The 23,153-nt window shown below is 60.1% G+C and carries 24 protein-coding genes and 1 tRNA gene; 23 read left to right on the top strand and 2 right to left on the bottom strand.

The features are described from left to right. Positions 1-10: 10 nt before the first annotated feature. Together pilV and FYM52_RS08270 are read right to left on the bottom strand one after the other, a co-directional pair. Positions 11-655 carry a type IV pilus modification protein PilV gene (gene pilV, locus FYM52_RS08275; protein WP_043379250.1) on the bottom strand — a complete coding sequence of 215 codons (645 nt, stop codon included), beginning with the start codon at positions 653-655 and terminating at the stop codon, positions 11-13. Further along, complete coding sequence (locus FYM52_RS08270; protein ID WP_051519340.1) at positions 643-1,224, bottom strand: GspH/FimT family pseudopilin; 582 nt, start codon at positions 1,222-1,224, stop codon at positions 643-645. Before FYM52_RS08270 ends, pilV begins: the two co-directional genes overlap by 13 nt. Positions 1,225-1,497: 273 nt before the next feature. Here FYM52_RS08270 and rpsO point away from each other — a divergent pair, with 273 nt between their 5' ends. From rpsO to FYM52_RS08155, 23 genes are all read left to right on the top strand, one after another. Beyond that, positions 1,498-1,764: a 30S ribosomal protein S15 gene (gene rpsO, locus FYM52_RS08265; protein WP_042418801.1), complete on the top strand. Its 267-nt coding sequence runs from the start codon at positions 1,498-1,500 to the stop codon at positions 1,762-1,764. A 227-nt stretch (positions 1,765-1,991) separates the two neighbouring features. Further along, positions 1,992-4,220 (top strand): polyribonucleotide nucleotidyltransferase, encoded by a 2,229-nt coding sequence (pnp, locus tag FYM52_RS08260; protein ID WP_154163735.1) that lies wholly within the window; start codon positions 1,992-1,994, stop codon positions 4,218-4,220. Positions 4,221-4,420: 200 nt separating this feature from the next. Next, a complete protein-coding gene (gene tpiA, locus FYM52_RS08255) occupies positions 4,421-5,167 on the top strand; it encodes a triose-phosphate isomerase (RefSeq protein WP_154163734.1) in 747 nt (248 codons plus the stop codon). A gap of 35 nt (positions 5,168-5,202) precedes the next feature. Further along, entirely contained in the window at positions 5,203-5,568 is a 366-nt protein-coding gene (gene secG / locus FYM52_RS08250; protein WP_042418794.1) for a preprotein translocase subunit SecG, read from the top strand. 126 nt (positions 5,569-5,694) lie between these two features. After that, positions 5,695-5,779, top strand: a tRNA-Leu gene (locus FYM52_RS08245). Positions 5,780-5,851: 72 nt separating this feature from the next. After that, the gene (locus FYM52_RS08240; RefSeq protein WP_042418811.1) at positions 5,852-6,211 is read left to right on the top strand and encodes an NADH-quinone oxidoreductase subunit A; all 360 of its coding nucleotides are present in this window, start codon (positions 5,852-5,854) and stop codon (positions 6,209-6,211) included. Between the two features lie 31 nt (positions 6,212-6,242). Further along, complete coding sequence (locus FYM52_RS08235) at positions 6,243-6,722, top strand: NADH-quinone oxidoreductase subunit B family protein (RefSeq protein WP_042418791.1); 480 nt, start codon at positions 6,243-6,245, stop codon at positions 6,720-6,722. Positions 6,723-6,734: 12 nt separating this feature from the next. After that, positions 6,735-7,343: an NADH-quinone oxidoreductase subunit C gene (locus FYM52_RS08230; RefSeq protein WP_154163733.1), complete on the top strand. Its 609-nt coding sequence runs from the start codon at positions 6,735-6,737 to the stop codon at positions 7,341-7,343. Between the two features lie 30 nt (positions 7,344-7,373). Further along, a complete protein-coding gene (locus tag FYM52_RS08225; protein ID WP_042418784.1) occupies positions 7,374-8,627 on the top strand; it encodes an NADH-quinone oxidoreductase subunit D in 1,254 nt (417 codons plus the stop codon). Further along, the gene (nuoE, locus tag FYM52_RS08220) at positions 8,624-9,115 is read left to right on the top strand and encodes an NADH-quinone oxidoreductase subunit NuoE (protein ID WP_043379270.1); all 492 of its coding nucleotides are present in this window, start codon (positions 8,624-8,626) and stop codon (positions 9,113-9,115) included. The genes FYM52_RS08225 and nuoE overlap by 4 nt, the downstream gene beginning before the upstream one ends. After that, on the top strand, positions 9,112-10,485 hold the full coding sequence (gene nuoF, locus FYM52_RS08215; protein WP_154163732.1) for an NADH-quinone oxidoreductase subunit NuoF: 1,374 nt from the start codon (positions 9,112-9,114) through the stop codon (positions 10,483-10,485). Before nuoE ends, nuoF begins: the two co-directional genes overlap by 4 nt. A 20-nt stretch (positions 10,486-10,505) precedes the next feature. Then, complete coding sequence (nuoG, locus tag FYM52_RS08210; protein ID WP_154163731.1) at positions 10,506-12,626, top strand: NADH-quinone oxidoreductase subunit NuoG; 2,121 nt, start codon at positions 10,506-10,508, stop codon at positions 12,624-12,626. Continuing rightward, positions 12,623-13,699: an NADH-quinone oxidoreductase subunit NuoH gene (gene nuoH, locus FYM52_RS08205; RefSeq protein ID WP_043379284.1), complete on the top strand. Its 1,077-nt coding sequence runs from the start codon at positions 12,623-12,625 to the stop codon at positions 13,697-13,699. Before nuoG ends, nuoH begins: the two co-directional genes overlap by 4 nt. A gap of 12 nt (positions 13,700-13,711) precedes the next feature. After that, positions 13,712-14,221 carry an NADH-quinone oxidoreductase subunit NuoI gene (gene nuoI, locus FYM52_RS08200; protein WP_042418767.1) on the top strand — a complete coding sequence of 170 codons (510 nt, stop codon included), beginning with the start codon at positions 13,712-13,714 and terminating at the stop codon, positions 14,219-14,221. Between the two features lie 30 nt (positions 14,222-14,251). Beyond that, positions 14,252-14,923 (top strand): NADH-quinone oxidoreductase subunit J, encoded by a 672-nt coding sequence (locus FYM52_RS08195; protein ID WP_042418763.1) that lies wholly within the window; start codon positions 14,252-14,254, stop codon positions 14,921-14,923. Beyond that, on the top strand, positions 14,920-15,228 hold the full coding sequence (nuoK, locus tag FYM52_RS08190) for an NADH-quinone oxidoreductase subunit NuoK (protein WP_042418761.1): 309 nt from the start codon (positions 14,920-14,922) through the stop codon (positions 15,226-15,228). The genes FYM52_RS08195 and nuoK overlap by 4 nt, the downstream gene beginning before the upstream one ends. A gap of 28 nt (positions 15,229-15,256) precedes the next feature. Next, positions 15,257-17,293 (top strand): NADH-quinone oxidoreductase subunit L, encoded by a 2,037-nt coding sequence (gene nuoL / locus FYM52_RS08185; protein ID WP_179954939.1) that lies wholly within the window; start codon positions 15,257-15,259, stop codon positions 17,291-17,293. A 13-nt stretch (positions 17,294-17,306) separates the two neighbouring features. Further along, positions 17,307-18,782, top strand: coding sequence for an NADH-quinone oxidoreductase subunit M (locus FYM52_RS08180; RefSeq protein WP_154163730.1), 1,476 nt, complete (start codon positions 17,307-17,309; stop codon positions 18,780-18,782). Between the two features lie 23 nt (positions 18,783-18,805). Next, complete coding sequence (nuoN, locus tag FYM52_RS08175; RefSeq protein WP_045267267.1) at positions 18,806-20,299, top strand: NADH-quinone oxidoreductase subunit NuoN; 1,494 nt, start codon at positions 18,806-18,808, stop codon at positions 20,297-20,299. A 15-nt stretch (positions 20,300-20,314) separates the two neighbouring features. Next, positions 20,315-20,626, top strand: a complete 312-nt coding sequence (locus FYM52_RS08170) for a DUF2818 family protein (protein ID WP_162524679.1) — start codon at positions 20,315-20,317, stop codon at positions 20,624-20,626. Between the two features lie 77 nt (positions 20,627-20,703). After that, positions 20,704-21,171: a DUF1178 family protein gene (locus tag FYM52_RS08165; RefSeq protein ID WP_042418752.1), complete on the top strand. Its 468-nt coding sequence runs from the start codon at positions 20,704-20,706 to the stop codon at positions 21,169-21,171. Between the two features lie 458 nt (positions 21,172-21,629). Continuing rightward, entirely contained in the window at positions 21,630-22,400 is a 771-nt protein-coding gene (locus FYM52_RS08160) for an ABC transporter ATP-binding protein (RefSeq protein ID WP_042418749.1), read from the top strand. A 3-nt stretch (positions 22,401-22,403) separates the two neighbouring features. After that, positions 22,404-23,129 carry an ABC transporter ATP-binding protein gene (locus FYM52_RS08155; RefSeq protein WP_042418747.1) on the top strand — a complete coding sequence of 242 codons (726 nt, stop codon included), beginning with the start codon at positions 22,404-22,406 and terminating at the stop codon, positions 23,127-23,129. Positions 23,130-23,153: the final 24 nt, after the last annotated feature.

Genomic DNA, 23,153 nt, shown 5'->3' with positions numbered 1-23,153 from the left:
CTGTGCTTGGTCATGAGCAATAGGGCGTGCCGCCGCTGCCGTAGGGCGCGCAGCGTGCTGCAACGGACAGGTATTGCAAGTGGCAGGTAAAGCCTTCCGGACAGGCGTTGTCATCGTCGGTGCCTGCGCTGAAACTGCCATCGCTGTTGCGCACTTGGCTGGCGTCAATGGCGTCGGTTTTGGTGTCTGCTCGTTCGTTCTCCCGCCATGCAATCATCACGCCCACTTGGCGGCGGTTGGCATCCACGGTTTCACCGGGAGCCAGAAAGATGCTGGACTGGCCTGCCGGGAGGTTTTGCTGGACTGCAGCCTTCCATTGTTGCAAGTCGTACTCGGCTTGTTGTAAAGGCGTACAGGCGCTGCTCTGGCAACTGACTGTGACTTTGCTTTCGTTGGCTTCCGGTGGTGTATAGCCGGAGATGTAGCTGTTGATGCTGATCAGTGCGTTGGGGTTGACCCGCATACGTTCGCCGAGGTCTTCAATCAGTCGTATCGCCTGACCACGGCGTACGCTGGTCTGGGTGTCCGACAGGGTACGCATTTGTACGCCCAGGATGCCAAGAATTCCTAGCGCGCTGACTAGGATGGCGATCAGGGATTCCAACAGCGTGATGCCTTGCTGGCTATGTGCGTGGTGTGGGATTAGTTGTTGCATGGAACGTCTTCCTGGTTGACCACTCGTATTCGTCCGCCCGACGCCATGCAAAGGCCTTTGGTTGCGGGCGAGGAGATGCCTTGCGGGTGTGGTGCAATCGTGAATCCCACCAGATTGGCTCCATCCATCATTCCCCAGCGGTCTGCGCTGATGGTGACGCCAGATTTGCTTCGGGTCACCGTGATGTTGGGCGGTGTGGTGTAGCTTTGAATTTCTTCGCCTGCGTTCCAGCGTTTGTTGCCGTTGGCGTCCAGAAACACCACCCAGCCGCAATCCCAATCCTGGTTGGTGTTGTCTGTGATGCACCCCGCCGTAGTTGGCGGAAGCTTCTCTAAGTAAACGTTACCGCCGTGTTTGATGGCTTCAGATCGCGCCAGCATCAATGCGGATTTCAGGCCCTCAACGGCCTGCGCGACACGCCAGCGCTCGAGCAATGGCGTAAAGCTGGGGGCTGCCAAGCCTAAGAGCACCGCCAGTATGGAGATGGTGATCAAAAGCTCGATCAGCGTGAGTCCGCGCCGATGGCGGCGTCTCAGGGGTAGGACGGGCAACTGTGAAGCTGTAGGCATGCCGCTAAGCTAAATCGCTCCGTGGCCGAAGAGGGCGCTTGGCAGACTGGTGGATATGTCGACAGGGATGAGCGGCCTGTCTGGGCGGCGGAGTAGACGGTTCGGTGCGGAGGCGGACAGCCTGGAGCGGAGCTGGGGTTTGAGGCGGAATTGCGCGATCGGCTACAATGTCTGGGTTTTGCATGGTGCAAGACGCACGCCACAGGCCCTTCCAGCCCGCGGCGCAAGTAACCAAGGCGGCTCGCAAGGGGCGCCGTAGACAAGGAAATCAAAATGATCGCTGCCTCCAAAAAGGCTGAAGTTGTTAAGGCCAACGCTCGTTCCGAAAACGACACCGGTAGCCCAGAAGTGCAAGTTGCACTGCTGACAGCTCGCATCAACGAACTGACTCCCCACTTCAAGGCCAACGCCAAGGACCACCACGGTCGTCGCGGTCTGCTGCGCATGGTGAGCCGTCGTCGCAAGCTGCTGGACTACCTGAAGTCCAAGGATGCGGACCGCTACACCGCCTTGATCGCCAAGCTGGGCCTGCGCAAGTAAGCACAGTGCAAGATCGAAACGCCTGAGTTAGATGGCCTAGCTCAGGCGTTTTTTACTTTGGAGTTAGCTGAGACAGAGCGAAGCTGTGTCATTCCACCACCGTGTTTATGGCTGAGTGCTTGAGTTTTTATAGCTGTAAGCGCGCTTGTGGAATGGCATCGTGTTCTGTTTAGCCTCCAAGTCATTGCTGGATGCGCGCATCCAGCTATTTCAATAGGAGTACATACATGACCATGTTCAACAAAGTGACCAAGACTTTCCAATGGGGCCAGCACACGGTCACCATGGAAACCGGTGAAATCGCCCGCCAGGCTTCCGGTGCGGTGCTGGTGAACATCGACGACACCGTGGTGCTGGCCACCGTGGTGGGTTCCAAGCAGGCCAAGGCCGGCCAGGACTTCTTCCCCCTGACCGTCGACTACATCGAGAAGACTTATGCCGCCGGCAAGATCCCCGGCAGCTTCTTCAAGCGCGAAGCCAAGCCTTCCGAGCTGGAGACCCTGACCAGCCGTCTGATCGACCGCCCCATCCGCCCACTGTTCCCCGAAGGTTTCTACAACGATGTGCATGTGGTGATCCACACCATCTCGTTGAACCCCGAAGTGGATGCCGACATCGCCGCCATGATTGCCGTGTCTGCCGCCCTGTCGGTCTCGGGCATCCCGTTCAACGGCCCCATCGGTGCCGCCCGTGTGGGTTACATCAACGGCGAATACGTGCTGAACCCCGGCCAGACCCTGCGCAAGAATTCGCTGATGGATCTGGTGGTCGCCGGTACCGAAGCGGCCGTGCTGATGGTGGAATCCGAAGCACAGCAACTGCCCGAAGAAGTGATGCTGGGCGCCGTGGTGTTTGGCCACGAGCAGGGCAAGATCGCCATCGACGCCATCCATGAGCTGGTGCGCGAAGGTGGCAAGCCCGTGTGGGACTGGACTGCGCCTGCCAAGGACGAAGCCCTGATCGCCAAGGTGGCCGAGCTGGGCGAAGCTGCCCTGCGCGCCGCCTACCAGCAGCGCAACAAGCAAGTGCGCACCCAGGCCTGCCGCGAAGCCTATGCGGCGGTGAAGGCTGGCCTGACAGCCCAGGGCGTGGAGTTTGACGGCGTCAAGGTCGAAGGCATGCTGTTCGACATCGAAGCCCGTATCGTGCGCAGCCAGATCCTGGCCGGCGAGCCTCGCATTGACGGTCGCGACACCCGCACCGTGCGCCCCATCGAAATCCGCAACTCCGTGCTGCCTCGCACCCACGGTTCCGCCCTGTTCACGCGCGGTGAAACCCAGGCGCTGGTGGTGACCACGCTGGGTACCGAGCGTGATGCGCAGCGCATCGACGCGCTGGCCGGTGAGTTCGAAGACACTTTCCTGTTCCACTACAACATGCCTCCCTTTGCCACCGGCGAAGTGGGTCGCATGGGTTCGACCAAGCGCCGCGAAATCGGCCACGGCCGTCTGGCCAAACGCGCCCTGGCCGCTTGCCTGCCCACCAAGGAAGAATTCCCCTACACCATCCGCGTGGTGTCGGAAATCACCGAATCCAACGGCTCTTCGTCGATGGCCTCGGTGTGCGGTGGCTGCCTGTCGATGATGGACGCCGGCGTGCCCATGAAGGCGCACGTGGCCGGTATCGCCATGGGTTTGATCAAGGAAGACAACCGCTTCGCCGTGCTGACCGACATCCTGGGTGACGAAGATCACCTGGGTGACATGGACTTCAAGGTGGCTGGCACGACCGCCGGTATCACGGCCCTGCAGATGGACATCAAGATCCAGGGCATCACCAAGGAAATCATGCAAGTGGCCCTGGCCCAAGCCAAGGAAGCGCGCATGCACATCCTGGGTAAGATGCAGGAAGCCATGGGCGAAGCCAAGACCGAAGTGTCGTCCTTCGCGCCCAAGCTGTTCACCATGAAGATCAACCCCGAGAAGATCCGTGACGTGATCGGCAAGGGTGGCGCCACCATCCGTGCGCTGACCGAAGAAACCGGCACCCAGATCAACATTGAGGAAGACGGCACCATCACGATTGCCGCCACCGATGGCGACAAGGCTGAAGCGGCGAAGAAGCGCATCGAAGAGATCACGGCTGAAGTGGAAATCGGCAAGGTCTACGAAGGCCCCATCGTCAAGATCCTGGAGTTCGGCGCACTGGTGAACCTGCTGCCTGGCAAGGATGGTCTGCTGCACATCAGCCAGATCGCGCACGAACGCGTGGAGAAGGTCACCGACTACCTGCAAGAAGGCCAAGTGGTCAAGGTCAAGGTGCTGGAGACCGACGACAAGGGTCGCGTCAAGCTGTCGATGAAGGCGCTGCTGGACCGCCCTGCCGGTGAGCAGCGTGGCGAGCGTCCTGCCCCTGCAGAGCGCCAGTCGCGTGAGCCCCGCGCTCCCCGCGAGCCACGTGCGCCCCGCGGCGAGCAGACCGGTGCCGAGCAGCAGCAACAACAGCAGCAGCAATAAAGCCTCGGCTTTATGGCAAGTGCCATGACCTGTCGGACTGGTTCGTCAGGGCATGGTGCTGCTATTGAGAAGTGAGCTGCTTGCGCTTGTTGCATAAGGATTTAAGTCGTTTTTGGCTTAAATCCTTTTTGTGTCAAGTTGCAGCGGTGCAGGGCTTTTCAAGGCAGTGATCAATTCCATCTTGATGATGTTGTGACCCCATGAAGAAGAAACTGATTGTTGGCAACTGGAAGATGAATGGCAGCCTGTCGGCCAATGTCGACTTGGTGTCGGCGCTGGTCCAGGGGTTGCCAGCCCCGCTGAACTGCGGTGTGGGCGTGGCTGTGCCGGCTGCCTACCTGGCCCAGGTGCAGGCACTGGTGCAGGGATCCGGTGTGGCGCTGGCTGCGCAGGATGTGTCCCAGCACGACAAGGGGGCCTACACCGGCGAGGTGTCGGCGGCGATGTTGCAGGATTTCGGCGTGCGTTATGCCCTGGTGGGGCATTCCGAGCGCCGCCAGTACCACGCCGAGACCGATGCTGTCGTGGCGGCCAAGGCGCAGGCTGCGCTGGCCAAGGGCATCACGCCCATCGTCTGCGTGGGTGAGACCCTGGAAGAGCGTGAAGCCGGTCATACCGAGCAGGTGGTCAAGCGCCAATTGGCGGCGGTGATCCACCAGGTCGGGCATTGCGTGAGTGAGCTGGTGGTGGCTTACGAGCCGGTGTGGGCCATTGGTACGGGCAAGACCGCTTCGCCTGAGCAGGCGCAGGCTGTGCACGCCGTGTTGCGTGCGCAGCTGGCAGCAGCGACCGAACACGCCGACCGTGTGCCGCTGCTCTACGGTGGCAGCATGAATGCCGCGAATGCGGCGCAGTTGCTGGCGCAGGCGGACATTGATGGTGGTCTGGTGGGTGGTGCATCGCTCAAGGCGGCAGACTTTTTGCAGATCGTTGCGGCGGCCCACTGATGGGTTGGCTGAAGGTATTTAACTGAGGAGTGGGAATGAGCGCATTTGCGACATTGATTTTGGCTGTGCAGATGTTGTCGGCCCTGGCCATGATTGGCCTGATCTTGATCCAGCACGGCAAGGGTGCGGACATGGGGGCGGCCTTTGGCAGCGGAACTTCGGGTAGCCTGTTTGGTGCCAGCGGGAGTGCCAACTTCCTGTCGCGCAGCACCGCGGTGCTGGCCACGGTGTTCTTTGTGGCGACTCTGGCGCTGGCGTACCTGGGCAATGCCCGTCCTGCCAGCACGGGGAGTGTGTTGGAGAGCGTGCCCGCGGCCGTGACGGCGCCAGCAGCCCCTGCTGTCGACAGCACCGTGCCTACAGCACCTGTCCAAGGCGTGGATCAGATTCCCGCCAAATAATTGGATCAAACGCCTGATGAATGCTGTGTTGCAGCATTTTTCAGGCTAAAATCCGAGGATTGCTTGGCAAGCGATAGCCCAGTTAGAGGGGGCTCCTCATGCGAGCCAAGCAGTTGAGACTTACAAGCCGTCGTGGTGAAATTGGTAGACACGCTATCTTGAGGGGGTAGTGGCGAAAGCTGTGCGAGTTCGAGTCTCGCCGACGGCACCATCATAAATACAGCCTGCCCATGATCAGGCAGTGGTCGAGGGCAAGGTCAACAAGCGGAAAACGCGACCTCACATGAACCTCGATCAATATCTCCCCGTCCTGCTTTTCATTATGGTGGGCATCGCAGTGGGAGTCGTACCTCTCGCTCTTGGCTATGTGCTGGGTCCGAATCGCCCGGATGCGGCCAAAAACTCTCCCTATGAGTGCGGTTTTGAGGCCTTTGAAGATGCACGCATGAAGTTTGATGTGCGCTTCTACCTGATCGCCATTCTCTTCATCCTGTTTGACCTGGAAATCGCATTCCTGTTGCCTTGGGCCGTTGCGCTGCAAGACGTGGGTATGACCGGTTTCGTTGCTGTTCTCATCTTCCTGACCGTCCTTGTCGTGGGTTTTGCCTACGAATGGAAAAAGGGCGCCCTGGATTGGGAATGAGCACTACGTAATCCTCAAAAAAGGAAACACGATGATTGAAGGCGTGATGAAGGAAGGCTTCGTCACCACGAGCTATGACGCTGTGGTGAACTGGGCCAAGACCGGTTCTATCTGGCCGATGACATTTGGTCTGGCTTGCTGTGCCGTGGAAATGATGCACGCTGCGGCTGCGCGCTATGACTTGGCGCGTTTTGGTGCGGAAGTGTTCCGTCCCTCGCCGCGCCAGTCGGACCTGATGATTGTGGCGGGAACGCTGTGCAACAAAATGGCCCCCGCGCTGCGCAAGGTGTATGACCAGATGTCGGAGCCCCGTTGGGTGCTGTCGATGGGGTCGTGCGCCAATGGTGGCGGCTACTACCACTACAGCTATTCGGTGGTGCGTGGCTGTGACCGGATTGTTCCTGTGGATGTGTACGTGCCGGGCTGCCCGCCCACGGCCGAAGCGCTGATCTACGGCATCATCCAGCTGCAGCAGAAAATCCGCCGCACGAACACCATCGCCCGCGTTTAAGGAGCCGAGAGGATGTCCGCATTTGCAATTCAGCCCGAAGCACTTCGGGATCTGGTGGCGACCGCATTGGGAGACCAGGCGCGCAATGTCACTGTCAAGCATGGCGAGGTGACGGTTGAAGTCGCTGCCGTGCACTACTTGGATGTCATGCGCAAGCTGCGCGACACACCCGGTTGTCAGTTTGAGCAACTGATCGACCTGTGTGGTGTTGACTATTCGACCTACCAGGAAACTGGTGTGGAGGGTGCTCGTTTTGTCGTGGTGTCGCACCTGTTGTCGGTCAGCCTGAACCAGCGTGTGCGCGTGCGTGCCCTGTGTGCAGACGATGACTTCCCGATGATGGCTTCGGTGTGCGAGCTGTGGAGCAGTGCCAATTGGTACGAGCGTGAAGCGTTTGACCTGTATGGCATCGTCTTCGAAGGCCACACCGACCTGCGCCGCATCCTGACCGACTATGGTTTTATCGGTCACCCCTTCCGCAAGGACTTCCCGTTGTCCGGTCACGTGGAAATGACCTATGACACCGAGCAACGCCGCGTGGTCTATCAACCTGTCACGATTGAGCCACGTGAGATCACGCCGCGCATCATCCGTGAGGAGAACTACGGAGGACTGCACTGACAGACGCATTGCGTCTGCCGGTTGACAACCATGGCTGAAATCAAAAACTATTCCATCAACTTCGGACCCCAGCACCCTGCCGCGCACGGTGTGCTGCGCTTGGTGTTGGAGCTGGACGGTGAAGTGGTCCAGCGTGCCGATCCGCACGTGGGTCTGCTGCACCGCGCCACTGAAAAGCTGGCCGAGCACAAGACCTACATCCAGTCGCTGCCCTACATGGACCGACTGGACTACGTGTCCATGATGTGCAATGAGCACGCCTACTGCCTGGCGATCGAAAAGCTGCTGGGCATTGAGGTGCCCAAGCGCGCGCAGTACATCCGTGTGATGTTCAGTGAGATCACGCGCCTGCTGAACCACCTGATGTGGCTGGGCTCCAACGGCATGGACTGCGGTGCATCCACCGTGCTGATGTGGACATTCCGCGAGCGTGAAGACCTGTTCGACATGTACGAGGCCGTATCTGGCGCCCGCATGCACGCTGCCTACTTCCGTCCTGGTGGCGTCTACCGCGATCTGCCCGATACCATGCCCCAGTTCAAGGCCAGCAAGGTGCGCAATGCCAAGGGCATTGAGAAGCTGAATGCCAACCGCCAAGGCTCGTTGCTGGACTTCATCGAAGACTTCACCAACCGCTTCCCCAAGTGCGTGGATGAGTATGAATATCTGCTCACCGAAAACCGCATCTGGAAGCAGCGCATGGTGGGCATTGGCGTCGTGACCCCTGAGCGCGCGCTGAACATGGGTTTCACAGGCCCCATGCTGCGTGGATCCGGGATTGCCTGGGATCTGCGCAAAAAACAGCCGTACGAAGTCTATGGTGAGCTGGACTTTGATGTCCCAGTGGGCAAGACCGGCGATTGCTACGACCGTTACCTGGTGCGCGTCGCAGAAATGCGCCAGTCGAACGAGCTGATCAAGCAGTGTGTGAAGTGGCTGCGTGCCAACCCAGGTCCGGTCATTACCGAGAATCACAAAGTGGCGCCGCCGGCCCGTGAGGACATGAAGTCCAACATGGAGTCACTGATTCACCATTTCAAGCTGTTCACCGAAGGCTTCAAGGTGCCTGAAGGTGAAGCCTATGCGGCGGTGGAGCACCCCAAGGGGGAGTTTGGTATCTACCTGGTGAGCGATGGTGCCAATAAGCCTTATCGCCTGAAGATTCGTGCCCCCGGCTTCGCCCACTTGGCGATGATGGACGAAGTGGTCAGCGGCCACATGCTGTCCGACGTGGTGGCCGTGATCGGCACCATGGATATCGTGTTCGGAGAGATTGACCGATGATTACTGAAGCGACCAAAGCGCGCTTTGCGCGTGAAGTGGCCAAGTACCCGGCCGACCAAAAGCAGTCCGCGGTGATGGCCTGCCTGTCGATTGCCCAGCAAGAGCTGGGCTGGGTCACGCCTGAGAGCGAGGCAGTGATTGCCGAAGTGCTGGACATGCCGCAGATTGCCGTGCATGAAGTCACGACTTTCTACAACATGTACAACCAAAAGCCCGTGGGCAAGTACAAGTTGAACGTGTGCACCAACTTGCCCTGCCAACTGCGCGATGGCTACAAGGCATTGCACCATCTGGAAGCCAAGCTCGGCATCAAGATGGGTGAGACCACGCCGGACGGCATGTTCACTCTGCAGCAGTCGGAGTGCCTGGGCGCTTGCGCTGATTCCCCGGTGATGCTGGTGAACGACCGTTGCATGTGCAGCTTCATGAGCAATGAGAGGCTGGACGAGTTGGTGGACGGCCTGCGTGCAGCGGAGGGCAAGGCATGACGACCATCTTGAACAACCCCGCCGCCAACGATGTGCTGGCCAAATTCGCCGCGTCGGGCAGCGAAACCTGCTTTCACGGTCGCCATATCGAGCCCCAGATCTACAAGGATTTGAACGGCAAGAACTGGACCCTCAAAGATTACGAAGCCCGTGGTGGCTACCAGGCCCTGCGCAAGATCCTGGGCCAAGATGGCGGTCCCGGCCTGACCCAGGACGAGGTGATTGCCACGGTCAAGGAGTCAGCACTGCGCGGTCGTGGTGGTGCAGGCTTCCCCTCGGGTCTGAAGTGGAGCTTCATGCCCCGCCAGTTCCCAGGCCAGAAATACCTGGTCTGCAACTCGGACGAGGGTGAACCAGGCACGTGCAAGGACCGCGAAATCCTGATGCACAACCCCCACATCGTGATCGAAGGCATGGCGATTGCGGCCTATGCGATGGGCATCAACGTGGGCTACAACTACATCCACGGTGAAATCTTTCAAGCCTACGAACGCTTTGAAGCGGCGCTGGAAGAAGCGCGTGCCGCAGGTTTTCTGGGCGACAACATCATGGGTTCGAACTTCAGCTTCCAACTGCATGGTCACCATGGTTTTGGCGCTTACATCTGTGGCGAAGAAACGGCGTTGCTGGAGTCGCTAGAAGGCAAGAAGGGGCAGCCCCGCTTCAAGCCACCCTTCCCTGCCAGCTTCGGCCTGTATGGCAAGCCCACCACGATCAACAACACCGAGACATTTGCCGCGGTGCCCTGGATCATCCGCAACGGTGGCAATGCCTACTTGGAATGCGGCAAGCCCAACAACGGTGGCACCAAGATTTTCTCGGTCAGCGGCGACGTGAATCTGCCCGGTAACTACGAAGTGCCCATGGGGACACCTTTCAGCAAGCTGCTCGAACTGGCCGGTGGCGTGCGCACAGGTCGCAAGCTCAAGGCCGTGATCCCAGGTGGTTCTTCTTCGCCCGTGCTGCCCGCTGACATCATCATGGGGTGCACGATGGACTACGACTCCATCTCCAAGGCTGGTTCCATGCTGGGTTCGGGCGCTGTGATCGTGATGGACGATTCGCGTGACATGGTGGAAAGCCTGCTGCGCCTCTCGTACTTCTATCAGCACGAGTCCTGTGGCCAGTGCACACCTTGCCGCGAAGGCACAGGTTGGCTGTGGCGCGTGGTCAAGCGTATTCAGGAAGGCGAAGGCCGTCCCGAAGACATTGAACTGCTGGATTCCGTATCCGTGAACATCATGGGCCGCACGATTTGTGCGCTGGGCGACGCGGCTGCCATGCCCGTACGCGCCATGATCAAGCATTTCCGCCACGAGTTTGAAGCCAAGATTGCCGCGGCTGCGAAGTCGGGCTCTACAGCTGCCTGATCGCGAGAGGCGAGAGACATATGGTTGAAATTGAACTAGACGGCAAGAAGGTGGAGGTTGCTCCTGGCAGCATGGTTATGCATGCGGCCGAGCGAGCAGGCACCTACATTCCGCACTTTTGCTACCACAAGAAACTTTCCATTGCTGCCAACTGCCGCATGTGTTTGGTGGAAGTGGAAAAGGCCCCCAAACCACTGCCTGCTTGCGCGACCCCGGTCACGCAAGGCATGATCGTGCGCACCAAGAGCGACAAGGCCATCAAGGCCCAGCAGTCGGTCATGGAGTTTCTGCTGATCAACCACCCCTTGGATTGCCCCATCTGCGACCAAGGCGGTGAGTGCCAGCTGCAAGATCTGGCGGTCGGCTATGGCGGTACCGGTTCGCGCTACGAAGAAGAAAAGCGCGTGGTGGCCCACAAGGATGTGGGTCCACTGATCTCGATGGAAGAGATGAGCCGCTGCATCCACTGCACCCGCTGTGTGCGTTTTGGCCAGGAAGTGGCCGGCGTCATGGAGCTGGGCATGGTCAACCGCGGCGAGCACTCGGAGATCACCACCGTGGTGGGCGATACCGTGGACTCCGAGCTGTCGGGCAACATGATCGATCTGTGCCCTGTGGGTGCGTTGACCAGCAAGCCCTTCCGCTACAGCGCCCGTACCTGGGAACTGTCGCGCCGCAAGTCGGTGTCGCCACATGACTCCACCGGTGCCAATCTGATCGTCCAGGTGAAGAACCACAAGGTGATGCGCGTCGTGCCCTTCGAGAACGAAGCCATCAACGAGTGCTGGATTGCCGACCGCGATCGCTTCTCTTACGAAGCCCTGAACAGCGACGAACGCCTGACACAGCCCATGATCAAGCAGGGCGGTGCATGGAAGACGGTCGACTGGCAAACCGCGTTGGAATACGTGGCCAACGGCCTGAAGCAAATCAAGGAACAGCACGGTGCACAAAGCATTGGCGCCTTGGTGAGCCCCCACAGCACACTCGAAGAGCTGTTCCTGACAGGCCAGTTGCTGCGTGGCATCGGTAGCGACAATATCGACTGGCGTCTGCGCCATGCACAGTTCAACGCTGCCGAAGGCGTGCGTTGGCTGGGCATATCGATTGCGGCGTTGTCCGAGCTGCAAGCTGTGCTGGTCGTGGGTTCTAACCTGCGTAAGGACCACCCCTTGTTCGCACAACGCATTCGCCAGGCTGCCAAGAAGGGTGGGCAGGTGTTTGCGCTGAATGCACAGGTGTACGACTGGGCCATGCCCGTCAGCGCATCGGTGGTGGCTGCGCAAGACTGGGCACAGGCTCTGGCCGATGTGGCCGCAGCCGTGGCACAGGCCAAGGGCGTGCAAGCACCCGTGGCAGCACAGGCCAACGCAGAAGCCCAGGCGATTGCCCAGGCCCTGTTGGCGGGTGAGCGCAAGGCCGTGTTGCTGGGCAACGCTGCCGCGCACCATGCACAAGCCGCCGAATTGCTGGCCCTGGCCAACTGGATCGCGGAGCAAACCGGTGCCACCGTGGGTTACCTGACTGAGGCTGCCAACACCGTGGGTGCGCAGTGGGTGAAGGCACAACCTCAGTCCAATGGTCTGAATGCGGCACAAATGGTGGCAGGTGGCCTGAAGGCCGCGATCCTGCTGAACACCGAGCCTGCATTCGACACGGCTGCTGGCCAGCAAGCTCTGCAAGGCCTGAACAAGTCGGAAATGGTGGTGACCTTGAGCCCGTTCAAGGCCAACCTGGACGTCAGCGACGTGCTGCTGCCGATTGCACCGTTCACCGAAACCTCGGGCACCTTCGTGAACGCCGAGGGCCGTGTGCAAAGCTTCCACGCCGTGGTGAAGCCTTTGGCCGAAACCCGCCCCGCCTGGAAGGTGCTGCGTGTCTTGGCCAATCTGTTGGGTGTCCAAGGCGTGGATTACGAATCCTCGCAGGATGTACTGGCCACCGCGATTGGCGCTGCCACCAGCGAAGTGCCAGCCCAGGCGCTGAGCAATGCGACCCAAGCGGCTGCGCAAGTGTTTGGCGGTGCGGTCACTGAGCCGGCTGTGGCAAGCATCTATCAACTGGACAGCATTGTCCGCCGCGCGACGTCGCTGCAACTGACAGCCGATGCGCGCCAGGCACGTGAGGGAGGTGCTGCATGATTGACGCACTCAAGACGGCAGGCGCAGGCCTGATCGAGGCAGCGTGGTGGACCGATGCCGCATGGCCTGTCATCTGGATTTTGCTGGGCATTATCGCCATCGTGGCCCCGCTGATGATTGCGGTGGCCTACCTGACCCTGTGGGAGCGCAAATTCCTGGGGTGGATCCAGGTTCGTCCAGGTCCCAACCGTGTGGGGCCCTGGGGCTTGCTGCAGCCGATGGCCGACGGCCTGAAGTTGTTGACCAAGGAACTGATCATGCCCACGGTGGCATCTAAGGGGCTGTTCTACGTCGGCCCTGTGATGGCCATCATGCCCGCCTTGGCGGCGTGGGTGGCGGTGCCTTTCGGACCTGAAGTTGCCTTGGCCAACGTCAATGCCGGCATCTTGCTGATCATGGCGATCACTTCGATCGAAGTGTATGGCGTGATCATTGCAGGCTGGGCCTCCAACTCCAAGTACGCCTTCCTGGGCGCGCTGCGTGCTTCGGCACAGATGGTGAGCTACGAAATCGCCATGGGCTTCTGCTTCCTGGTGGTCATCATGGTCACCGGCAGCATGAACCTGACGCAAGTGGTGCTCAGCCAGGGTCAAGGTCAGTTTGCCGACATGGGCCTGAGCTTCCTGTCCTGGAACTGGCTGCCCCTGCTGCCGATCTTCCTGGTCTACCTGATCTCGGGTGTGGCAGAAACCAACCGCGCGCCGTTTGACGTGGTGGAAGGCGAGTCGGAAATCGTGGCCGGCCACATGGTCGAGTACTCGGGCATGGGCTTCGCGATCTTCTTCCTGGCGGAATACGCCAGTATGTGGCTCGTCTCGATCCTGGCCGTGATCATGTTCCTCGGCGGTTGGTTGCCACCCGTAGAAGCCCTGGGCTTCATTCCTGGCTGGATCTGGTTGGCGGCCAAGACCGCGTTCGTGGTCACCTGCTTTGTGTGGATCCGTGCCACGTTCCCGCGCTTCCGCTATGACCAGATCATGCGTCTCGGCTGGAAGATCTTCATCCCTGTCACCCTGGTGTGGCTGGTCATCGTGGGTGCATGGTTGCACTCGCCTTGGAATATTTGGAATTAAGCGGGGACACCAATGGCTGCTGTTGCTGCTACACCTTTCTCTATCAAGGACTTCTTCAAGAGCTTCATGCTCGTGGAACTGTTCAAGGGCATGGCCCTGACAGGTCGCAAGGCGTTTTCGCCCCATGTGACCATCCAGTTCCCCGAAGAAAAAACCCCTCTGTCGCCACGTTTCCGTGGCCTGCATGCATTGCGTCGTTATGACAACGGTGAAGAGCGCTGCATCGCCTGCAAACTGTGCGAGGCCGTCTGCCCCGCGATGGCGATCACGATCGAGTCGGACGTGCGGGATGACGGTTCGCGCCGCACCACGCGCTACGACATCGATTTGACCAAGTGCATCTTCTGCGGTTTCTGCGAAGAAAGTTGCCCGGTCGATTCGATCGTGGAAACACAGATCTTCGAATACCACGGTGAAAAGCGTGGCGACCTGTACTTCACCAAGGACATGTTGCTGGCTGTGGGTGATCGCTACGAAGCCGACATCGCTGCTGCCAAGGCAGCGGATGCCAAGTACCGCTAAAGCGGCTCCTGATCCAGAAAGATTCGAATCATGGACGCCAAAACTGGTTTCTTCTATCTCTTCTCGGCGGTGATGCTGTTTGCAGCCTTCCGAGTCATTACATCGCGCAACCCGGTGCACGCCGTGCTCAACCTGATTCTGGCCTTCTCGCAAGCCGCTGGTATCTGGTTGATGCTGAAGGCGGAGTTCCTGGGTATTGCCCTGGTGGTGGTCTACCTGGGCGCCGTGATGGTGCTCTTCATGTTCGTGGTGATGATGCTGGACATCCGCATCGACCGTGTGCGCCAAGGCTTCTGGAAGCATTTCCCGGTCGCGGCGTTTGTCGGTGCCGTGGTGGCGCTGGAGATGGCCCTGGTCCTGATGGCAGGTTTTGGCACCGTGGACGAGGCCAAGCCGGTGGCCGAGCTGCTGAACAAGCAGGGTGAGGTGCTGCCATACTCCAACACCCAGGCCCTGGGTCGTCTGCTGTACACCCAGTACCTGTACCCCGTGGAAATCGCCGCCATCCTGCTGCTGGTGGCCATGATCACCGCGATTGCCCTGACCATGCGTAAGCGCAAGGACACCAACAAAGCGATCAACCCTGCAATCCAGGTGCGAGTGCGTGCGCAAGACCGCATCAGCCTGGTGAAGATGGAGGCCACCAAGGCCCCGGTGGCTGCGGCTGCCGAGGGTGAGACGGCCGTGGAGGAGAAAAAATGACGCTCACACTAGGGCACTTTCTGACGCTGGGAGCGATGCTGTTCGCCATCTCGGTGATCGGTATTTTCCTGAACCGGAAAAACCTGATCGTCTTACTGATGTGCATCGAACTGATGCTTTTGGCGGTCAACACCAACTTCGTGGCCTTCTCCCACTACCTGGGTGACATGCACGGTCAAGTGTTTGTGTTCTTCATCCTGACGGTTGCGGCCGCGGAATCGGCGATTGGCTTGGCCATCCTGGTGCTGCTGTTCCGTAACAAGTCCAGTATCAATGCGGAAGATCTCGACACCCTCAAGGGTTGAGGCACCGGTATTTGCAAGGTTCTGAAGAATGAGTCAAACACTTTCTGCATCCATGCTCCTGGCGGTACCGCTGGCTCCGCTGGCCGGTTCTGTCCTGGCGGGCATATTCGGCACCGCATTTGGTGGCAACAAGTTCGGTCGCGGAGTCAGCCACTCGCTCACCATCCTGGGCGTGCTGGTTTCCTTCATCCTGTCGGCACTGACCTTCCAGGCAGTGGTTTCCGAGGGCGCACGCTTTGATCAGACCATCTATGAATGGATGGTGGTCGGCGGTCTGAAGATGGAGGTCGGTTTCCTGATCGACTCCATCACCGCCATGATGATGTGCGTGGTGACCTTCGTGTCGCTGATGGTGCACATCTACACCATGGGCTACATGGAAGAAGACGACGGCTACAACCGTTTCTTCTCCTACATCTCGCTGTTCACCTTCTCCATGCTGATGCTGGTGATGAGCAACAACCTGCTGCAGCTGTTCTTCGGCTGGGAGGCTGTGGGCCTGGTGTCCTACCTGCTGATCGGTTTCTACTTCAAGAAGGAATCGGCCATCTTCGCCAACATGAAGGCCTTCTTGGTCAACCGTGTGGGTGACTTCGGCTTCATCCTGGGCATCGGTTTGATTGCGGCCTACACGGGCACGCTGAACTACGGCGAAATCTTTGCCAAGTTGCCAGAGCTGCAACAGGCCACCATGCCTGGCACAGGCTGGCTGCTGGTGACCGTGATCGGCATCTGCCTGTTCATCGGTGCCATGGGCAAGTCTGCGCAGTTCCCGCTGCACGCCTGGCTGCCAGACTCCATGGAAGGCCCTACCCCCATCTCCGCCCTGATTCACGCGGCGACCATGGTGACGGCCGGTATCTTCATGGTTTCGCGCATGTCGCCGCTTTATGAGCTGTCGGATGTGGCGTTGAACTTCATCCTGGTGATCGGTTCCATCACGGCCCTGTTCATGGGTATCCTGGGCATCATCCAGAACGACATCAAGCGCGTGATTGCGTATTCCACGCTGTCGCAGCTGGGGTACATGACGATTGCACTGGGTGTGTCGGCCTACTCCGTGGCCACGTTCCACCTGATGACGCACGCCTTCTTCAAGGCCTTGCTGTTCCTTGGAGCCGGTTCTGTGATCATGGGCATGCACCACAACCAAGACATCCGCTGGATGGGTGGCGTGCGCAAGTACATGCCCATCACCTGGATCACGTTCCTGTTGGGCAACCTGGCACTGATCGGTACGCCGTTCTTCTCGGGCTTTTACTCGAAGGACGCGATCATCGAAGCCGTGCATGCCTCGAACCTGCCCGCCTCCGGTTTTGCGAACTTTGCCGTGCTGGCCGGTGTGTTCATCACCGCGTTCTATTCGTTCCGTCTGTACTTCATCGTGTTCCACGGTAAAGAGCGCTACGACCAGAATCCGGATGCCCACCACGATGACCACCATGGTCATGACGATCACGGCCATGGTCACGATGCCAAGCCGCACGAATCGCCTTGGGTGGTGACGGCACCGCTGGTGCTGCTGGCCATTCCTTCGGTGGTGATCGGTGCCATCGCGCTGATGCCCATGCTGTTCGGCGACTTCTTCAAGGGCGTGATCTATGTCGACGCCGCCAAGCACCCCGCGATGACCGAGCTGGCCGAGAAAATCCATGGTTGGCTGCCCATGGCGCTGCATGGCTTCCAGACCGCTCCGTTCTGGCTGGCGCTGGCCGGTGTGGTGGTGTCCTACCTCTTCTACATGGTCAAGCCAGAGATTCCTGCCGCCATCATGGCCTTCTCCAAGAAGATCGGCCTGTACCAGGTGCTGGAAGGCAAGTACGGTGTGGATTGGGTGTACGAAAACATCTTCGCACGTGGTTCGCGCGCCTTCGGTACCGCCTTTTGGAAGGTGGGCGACCAGGCCATCATTGATGGTGCTGTCGTGAATGGTTCCTGGAAGCTGGTCGGCAAGATCGCTGCAGTGGTCCGCTGGTTCCAGTCGGGTTACATCTATCACTACGCGTTGGTCATGATCCTGGGCATCTTCCTGCTCATGACGTACTTCGTGTGGCTCAACAAGTAAGGGAAGAACAAAAATGGGTTTGTTGAGTCTTTCCATCTGGACACCCATCGTCTTTGGTGTCCTGTTGCTGGCCTTCGGCCGCGACAACTGCGCGCGTGGCGTGCGCTGGGTGGCACTGATCGGCTCCTTGCTGGGGCTGGCGGTGACCATTCCGCTGATCACGGGTTTTGACACCTCTTCGGCGCAGATGCAATTCGTCGAGAAGGTGCTGTGGATTGAGCGTTTCAATATCCACTACCACCTGGGCCTGGACGGTCTGTCCTTCTGGTTCGTGCCGCTGACGGCCTTCATCACCGTGATCGTGGTGCTGGCCTCGTGGGAAAGCATCACCGAGCGCGTGAACCAGTACATGGGCGCGTTCCTGGTGCTGTCGGGCCTGATGATCGGCGTGTTTGCGGCCCTGGACGGCTTGCTGTTCTACGTGTTCTTCGAAGCCACCCTGATCCCGATGTACCTGATCATCGGTATCTGGGGCGGTCCCAACAAGATCTACGCGGCGTTCAAGTTCTTCCTGTACACCCTGATGGGCTCGCTGCTCACCCTGGTGGCCATCATCTACCTGTACAACGTCTCGGGTGGCAGCTTTGACATCCAGACCTGGCACAAGCTGCCCCTGGGCTCCTTGCCCCAGACCCTGGTGTTCTTTGCCTTCTTCGCGGCGTTTGCCGTGAAGGTGCCCATGTTCCCGGTGCACACTTGGCTGCCCGACGTGCACGTGGAAGCGCCCACCGGCGGTTCTGCCGTGCTGGCGGCCATCATGCTGAAGCTGGGTGCCTACGGTTTCCTGCGTTTCTCGCTGCCGATTGCACCCGACGCCTCGCGCGAATGGGCCTGGCTGATGATTGCGCTGTCGCTGATCGCCGTGGTCTACGTGGGCATGGTGGCCCTGGTGCAAAAGGACATGAAGAAGCTGGTGGCTTATTCGTCCGTGGCGCACATGGGCTTTGTGACCCTGGGCTTCTTCATCTTCAACGACCTGGGCGTGTCCGGCGGTATCGTGCAGATGATTGCCCACGGCTTTGTCTCGGGCGCCATGTTCCTGTGCATCGGCGTGCTGTACGACCGTGTGCACTCGCGCGACATCGCGGCCTACGGCGGCGTGGTCAATACTATGCCCAAGTTCGCGGCCTTTGCCCTGCTGTTCGCCATGGCCAACTGTGGTCTGCCAGCCACCGCTGGTTTCGTGGGCGAGTGGATGGTGATCCTGGGCGCCGTGAAGTTCAACTTCTGGGTGGGCCTGCTGGCCGCCACCGCACTGATCTTCGGTGCGGCCTACACCCTGTGGATGTACAAGCGCGTGTACCTGGGGCCCGTGGGCAATGACCATGTGAAGGAACTGCAGGACATCAACTGCCGTGAGTTCTTGATCCTGGGCATCCTGGCTGTGGCGGTCCTGTACATGGGTCTGTACCCCAAGCCCTTCACGGATGTGATGGATCCTTCGGTGGCGCAGCTGTTGCAGCACGTGGCCCAATCCAAGCTTCCCTGACCAGACTGAACTGAGAGATTGAGATGATTGACAACATCAGCTGGCTTTCGATCTACCCCGAGATCGTGCTCCTGGTCATGGGATGCGTGATTACCTTGGTGGACCTGAGCGTGAAAAGCGCTCGCCGCACCGGCACCTATGTGCTGACCATGTTGACGCTGGCCGTGGTGGCCATCATGCAGGCCAACTACGCGGCCAGCGGCAACACCTTCTACGGCTGGGGCAACATGGTGGTCTCCGACGCCATGGGCAACTGGCTCAAGTGCTTTGCCACCGTGGCCATGATGGTGACCCTGGTGTATGCACGCCCTTATGCCGCAGACCGCGACATGTTGCGCGGCGGTGAGCTGTTCAGCCTGTCGACCTTTGCGTTGCTGGGCATGTTCATCATGATCAGCGCCAACAACCTGCTGCTGGTCTACCTGGGCCTGGAGCTGCTGACTCTGGCCAGCTACGCCCTGGTGGCCCTGCGCCGCGACCACGCGCCTGCGACCGAAGCGGCCATGAAGTACTTCGTGCTGGGTTCGCTGGCATCGGGTTTCCTGCTGTATGGCCTGTCCATGGTCTACGGTGCGACCGGTTCGTTGGACATCGGCGAGATCTTCAAGGCCATCAGCTCCGGCGAGCTCAAGCACCAGGTGCTGGTCTTCGGTCTGGTGTTCGTGGTGGCCGGTCTGGCGTTCAAGCTGGGTGCCGCGCCCTTCCACATGTGGGTGCCTGACGTCTACCACGGTGCGCCGACGGCCATCACCGCGCTGATCGGTGGCGCGCCCAAGCTGGCAGCCTTCGCCCTGGTGATCCGCCTGCTGGTGGATGGCATGCTGCCCCTGGCGTTCGACTGGCAGCAAATGCTGGCGGTGATGGCGATTGCCTCGCTGCTCGTGGGTAACCTGGCCGCTATTGCCCAGACCAACCTCAAGCGCATGCTGGCGTACTCGACCATCGCGCAGATGGGCTTTGTGCTGCTGGGTCTGCTGTCGGGTGTGATCGGCGGTGAAGTGGATCCGGCCCGTGCGGCCAACGCCTATGGGTCGTCCATGTTCTACGTGGTGACCTATGTGCTGACTACCTTGGCCACCTTCGGTGTGATCCTGCTGCTGTCGCGTGAAGGCTTCGAAAGCGAAGAGATCGCCGACCTGGCCGGTCTGAACCAGCGCAGCCCGCTGTACGCCGGCATCATGGCCGCCTGCCTGTTCTCCATGGCCGGTATCCCTCCGCTGGTGGGTTTCTATGCCAAGCTGTCGGTGCTGCAGGCACTGGTGGCTTCGGGTGACAGCTTCTACATCGGCCTGGCCATCTTCGCCGTGGTCATGTCGCTGATCGGCGCCTTCTACTACCTGCGCGTGGTCAAGGTCATGTACTTTGACAAGCCCTTGACCGCCACCACCGTGTCCGCCCCCTGGGATGTGCGCGCGGTGCTGACCGTGAATGGTGCCCTGGTCTTGATCTTGGGCATTGTTCCTGGTGGTTTGATGGCGCTGTGCGCCGATGCCGTGGTTCGCGCCCTGGCATCCTGACCGATAATGTGAAGCGTGACTCAAACTGCTTCCATTTGGTTAATCATCTTGGCGGCCCTGGTGGCCGCCAATTTGCCTTTTATGAACGAGCGCTGGCTGGTGGCCGGCCCTGTGGCGGCGACCCACCGCAAGCCCCTGTGGGGCCGCCTGGCCGAGCTGGTGCTGCTGTACTTCGTGGTCGGTGGTCTGACCTTGTTGCTGGAGCGCCGTGCAGGGCAGATCTATCCCCAGGGCTGGGAGTTCTACGCCATCACCGCCACGCTGTTTCTGACATTGGCCTTTCCGGGCTTTGTCTGGCGCTACCTCACCAAACGTCGCAGCCGCTAAACTGCGCGCTACGCACACAAGGCAGGGTTGCGACTCTGCCTTTTTTCTTTGGCCCGCTCTTTTTGTTTGTTTGCACCATGAAGGTGTTTGACCTGCGCTGCACCCAGGACCATGTGTTTGAAGGCTGGTTTGGCTCGGAAGATGATTTCCGCAGTCAGCTGGACCGTGGCTTGCTGGAGTGCCCGATGTGCGGCAGCCAGGAGATCACCAAGGGCCTGAGCGCGCCGCGCCTGAACCTGGGCGCGCAGCCGCCTGCAGCGGCTATGCCGGCGCCACGCGACGCGGCTGCCCCGGTGCAGGAGCACCAGCGCAAGTTGCATGCCTTGCAGGCGGCCTGGCTGGAGGCCTCGCGCAAGATCGTGGAAAAGACCGAGGACGTGGGCGATCGCTTCGCCGATGAAGCCCTGCGCATGCACAAGGGCGAAGAGCCCGAGCGACCCATCCGTGGCCAGGCCACGCCCCAGCAGGCCCTGGAGCTGCTGGAAGAGGGCGTGCCAGTGCTGCCCCTGGCCTTGCCCAAGGGCAGCAAGCAAACCTTGCAATAAGGGCCGGCCTGCCACCGGTCTGGCCGTGGCCTCCATCCGGGGCTTATACAAAAAAGTGAGTACTCAGCGCTTGGTTTTCAAGCGTTGCACAGCCTTTGGGCTGCTCAACGCGCTCCAGAAGTGCGCAATCTGCTCCTGATTTATGCAGGTACCCAGCCGGAACCTTCCGGGCTTGGATCAACAAAGCTTACAAAAAGCTGCCAACGACGGAATTGGGCGACAACCAAAAATGCTGGAGAGTGAGTGAATGCTCTTCTTGATGGGACCGCCCAGCAGTGGCCTGGTGCGCGCCCAGGTGGGGATAGGGTAAGTGCTTAGGTTGTAAGTCTTAGGCACAACTCCCAGTGCTTTTGCCAGAACCGCCACATACGATGCACCGCAACATACGACACGGTGCACGCTCCGGAAAAGCCCCCAGCTTTCCGCGCTGCACCCCAACCACGGAGCAGCCTGGGCGCATGAGCGACGTTATTCTTCAAACCACCCATCTCACCAAAGAGTTCAAGGGTTTCACCGCCGTGAGCGATGTGAACCTGTCGGTGCAGCGCGGCAGCATCCACGCACTCATCGGACCCAACGGTGCCGGCAAGACCACCTGCTTTAACCTGCTAACCAAGTTCCTGGAGCCCACTTCGGGGGAAATCCGTTTCAACGGCCACGACATCACCCGCGAGGCCCCGGCCCAGATCGCCCGCCGTGGCGTGATCCGTTCGTTCCAGATTTCGGCTGTGTTCCCGCACCTGACGCTGATGGAGAACGTGCGCGTTGGCCTGCAGCGCAAGCTGGGCACCGAGTTCCACTTCTGGAAGAGCCAGCGTTCGCTGGACCAGCTCAACGGCCGCGCCATGGAACTGCTGGCCGAGGTGGGCCTGGACGACATGGCCGATGAGGTCACGGTCAATCTGCCGTATGGCCGCAAGCGTGCGCTGGAAATTGCCACCACGCTGGCGATGGAGCCCGAGCTGATGCTGCTGGACGAGCCCACCCAGGGCATGGGCCACGAGGACGTGGACCGTGTGACGCAGCTGATCAAGAAGGTCTCGGCCGGTCGCACCATCCTCATGGTGGAGCACAACATGAAGGTGATCTCCACGATTGCCGATCGCATCACCGTGCTGCAACGCGGCGCGGTGCTGGCCGAAGGCAACTACGCCGAAGTTTCAAGCAACCCGCAAGTGATGGAAGCCTATATGGGGACAACCGACGGCCAACTGCAAGGAGCGCACTGAGCCATGGCCGACAACAAGCACACAACACCTGCGCTGGAAATCCGCAATCTCGAAGCCTGGTATGGCGAATCCCATGTGCTGCACGGCGTGGACATGGTGGTCCACCCCGGTGAGGTGGTGACCCTGCTGGGCCGCAATGGCGCGGGCCGCACCTCCACCATGCGCGCCATCATGGGGCTGACCGGCGCCCGCAAGGGATCGGTCAAGATCAACGGCCAGGAAACCGTGGGCCTGCCCACGCACAAGATTGCGCACTTTGGCGTGGGCTACTGCCCCGAGGAGCGCGGCATTTTCTCCAGCCTGTCGTGCGAAGAGAACCTGCTGCTTCCCCCGCCGCTGAAGACCGGCCACGACGGCATGAGCGTGGAGGAAATCTACGCCATGTTCCCCAACCTGGCCGAGCGCCGCCACAGCCAGGGCACGCGCCTGTCGGGCGGCGAGCAGCAGATGTTGGCGGTGGCCCGCATCCTGCGCACCGGCGCACGCCTGCTGCTGCTGGACGAGATTTCCGAAGGGCTGGCGCCCGTGATCGTGCAGGCCCTGGCTCGCATGATCCATACGCTGCGCCAGAAGGGCTACACCATCGTCATGGTGGAGCAGAACTTCCGCTTTGCCGCGCCGCTGGCCGACCGCTTCTACGTGATGGAGCACGGCCGCATCGTCGAGACCTTCGAAGCGGCGCAGCTGGACGCCAAGATGCCCGTCCTCAATGAGTTGCTGGGCGTCTAAGCCCAGGCAGCAAGCTACCGATTT

It is taken from the genome of Comamonas sp. CAH-2 (genome assembly GCF_009668305.1).
GTDB lineage: Bacteria > Pseudomonadota > Gammaproteobacteria > Burkholderiales > Burkholderiaceae_C > Comamonas > Comamonas aquatica.
This window is presented reverse-complemented; position numbering and strand designations above follow the sequence as displayed.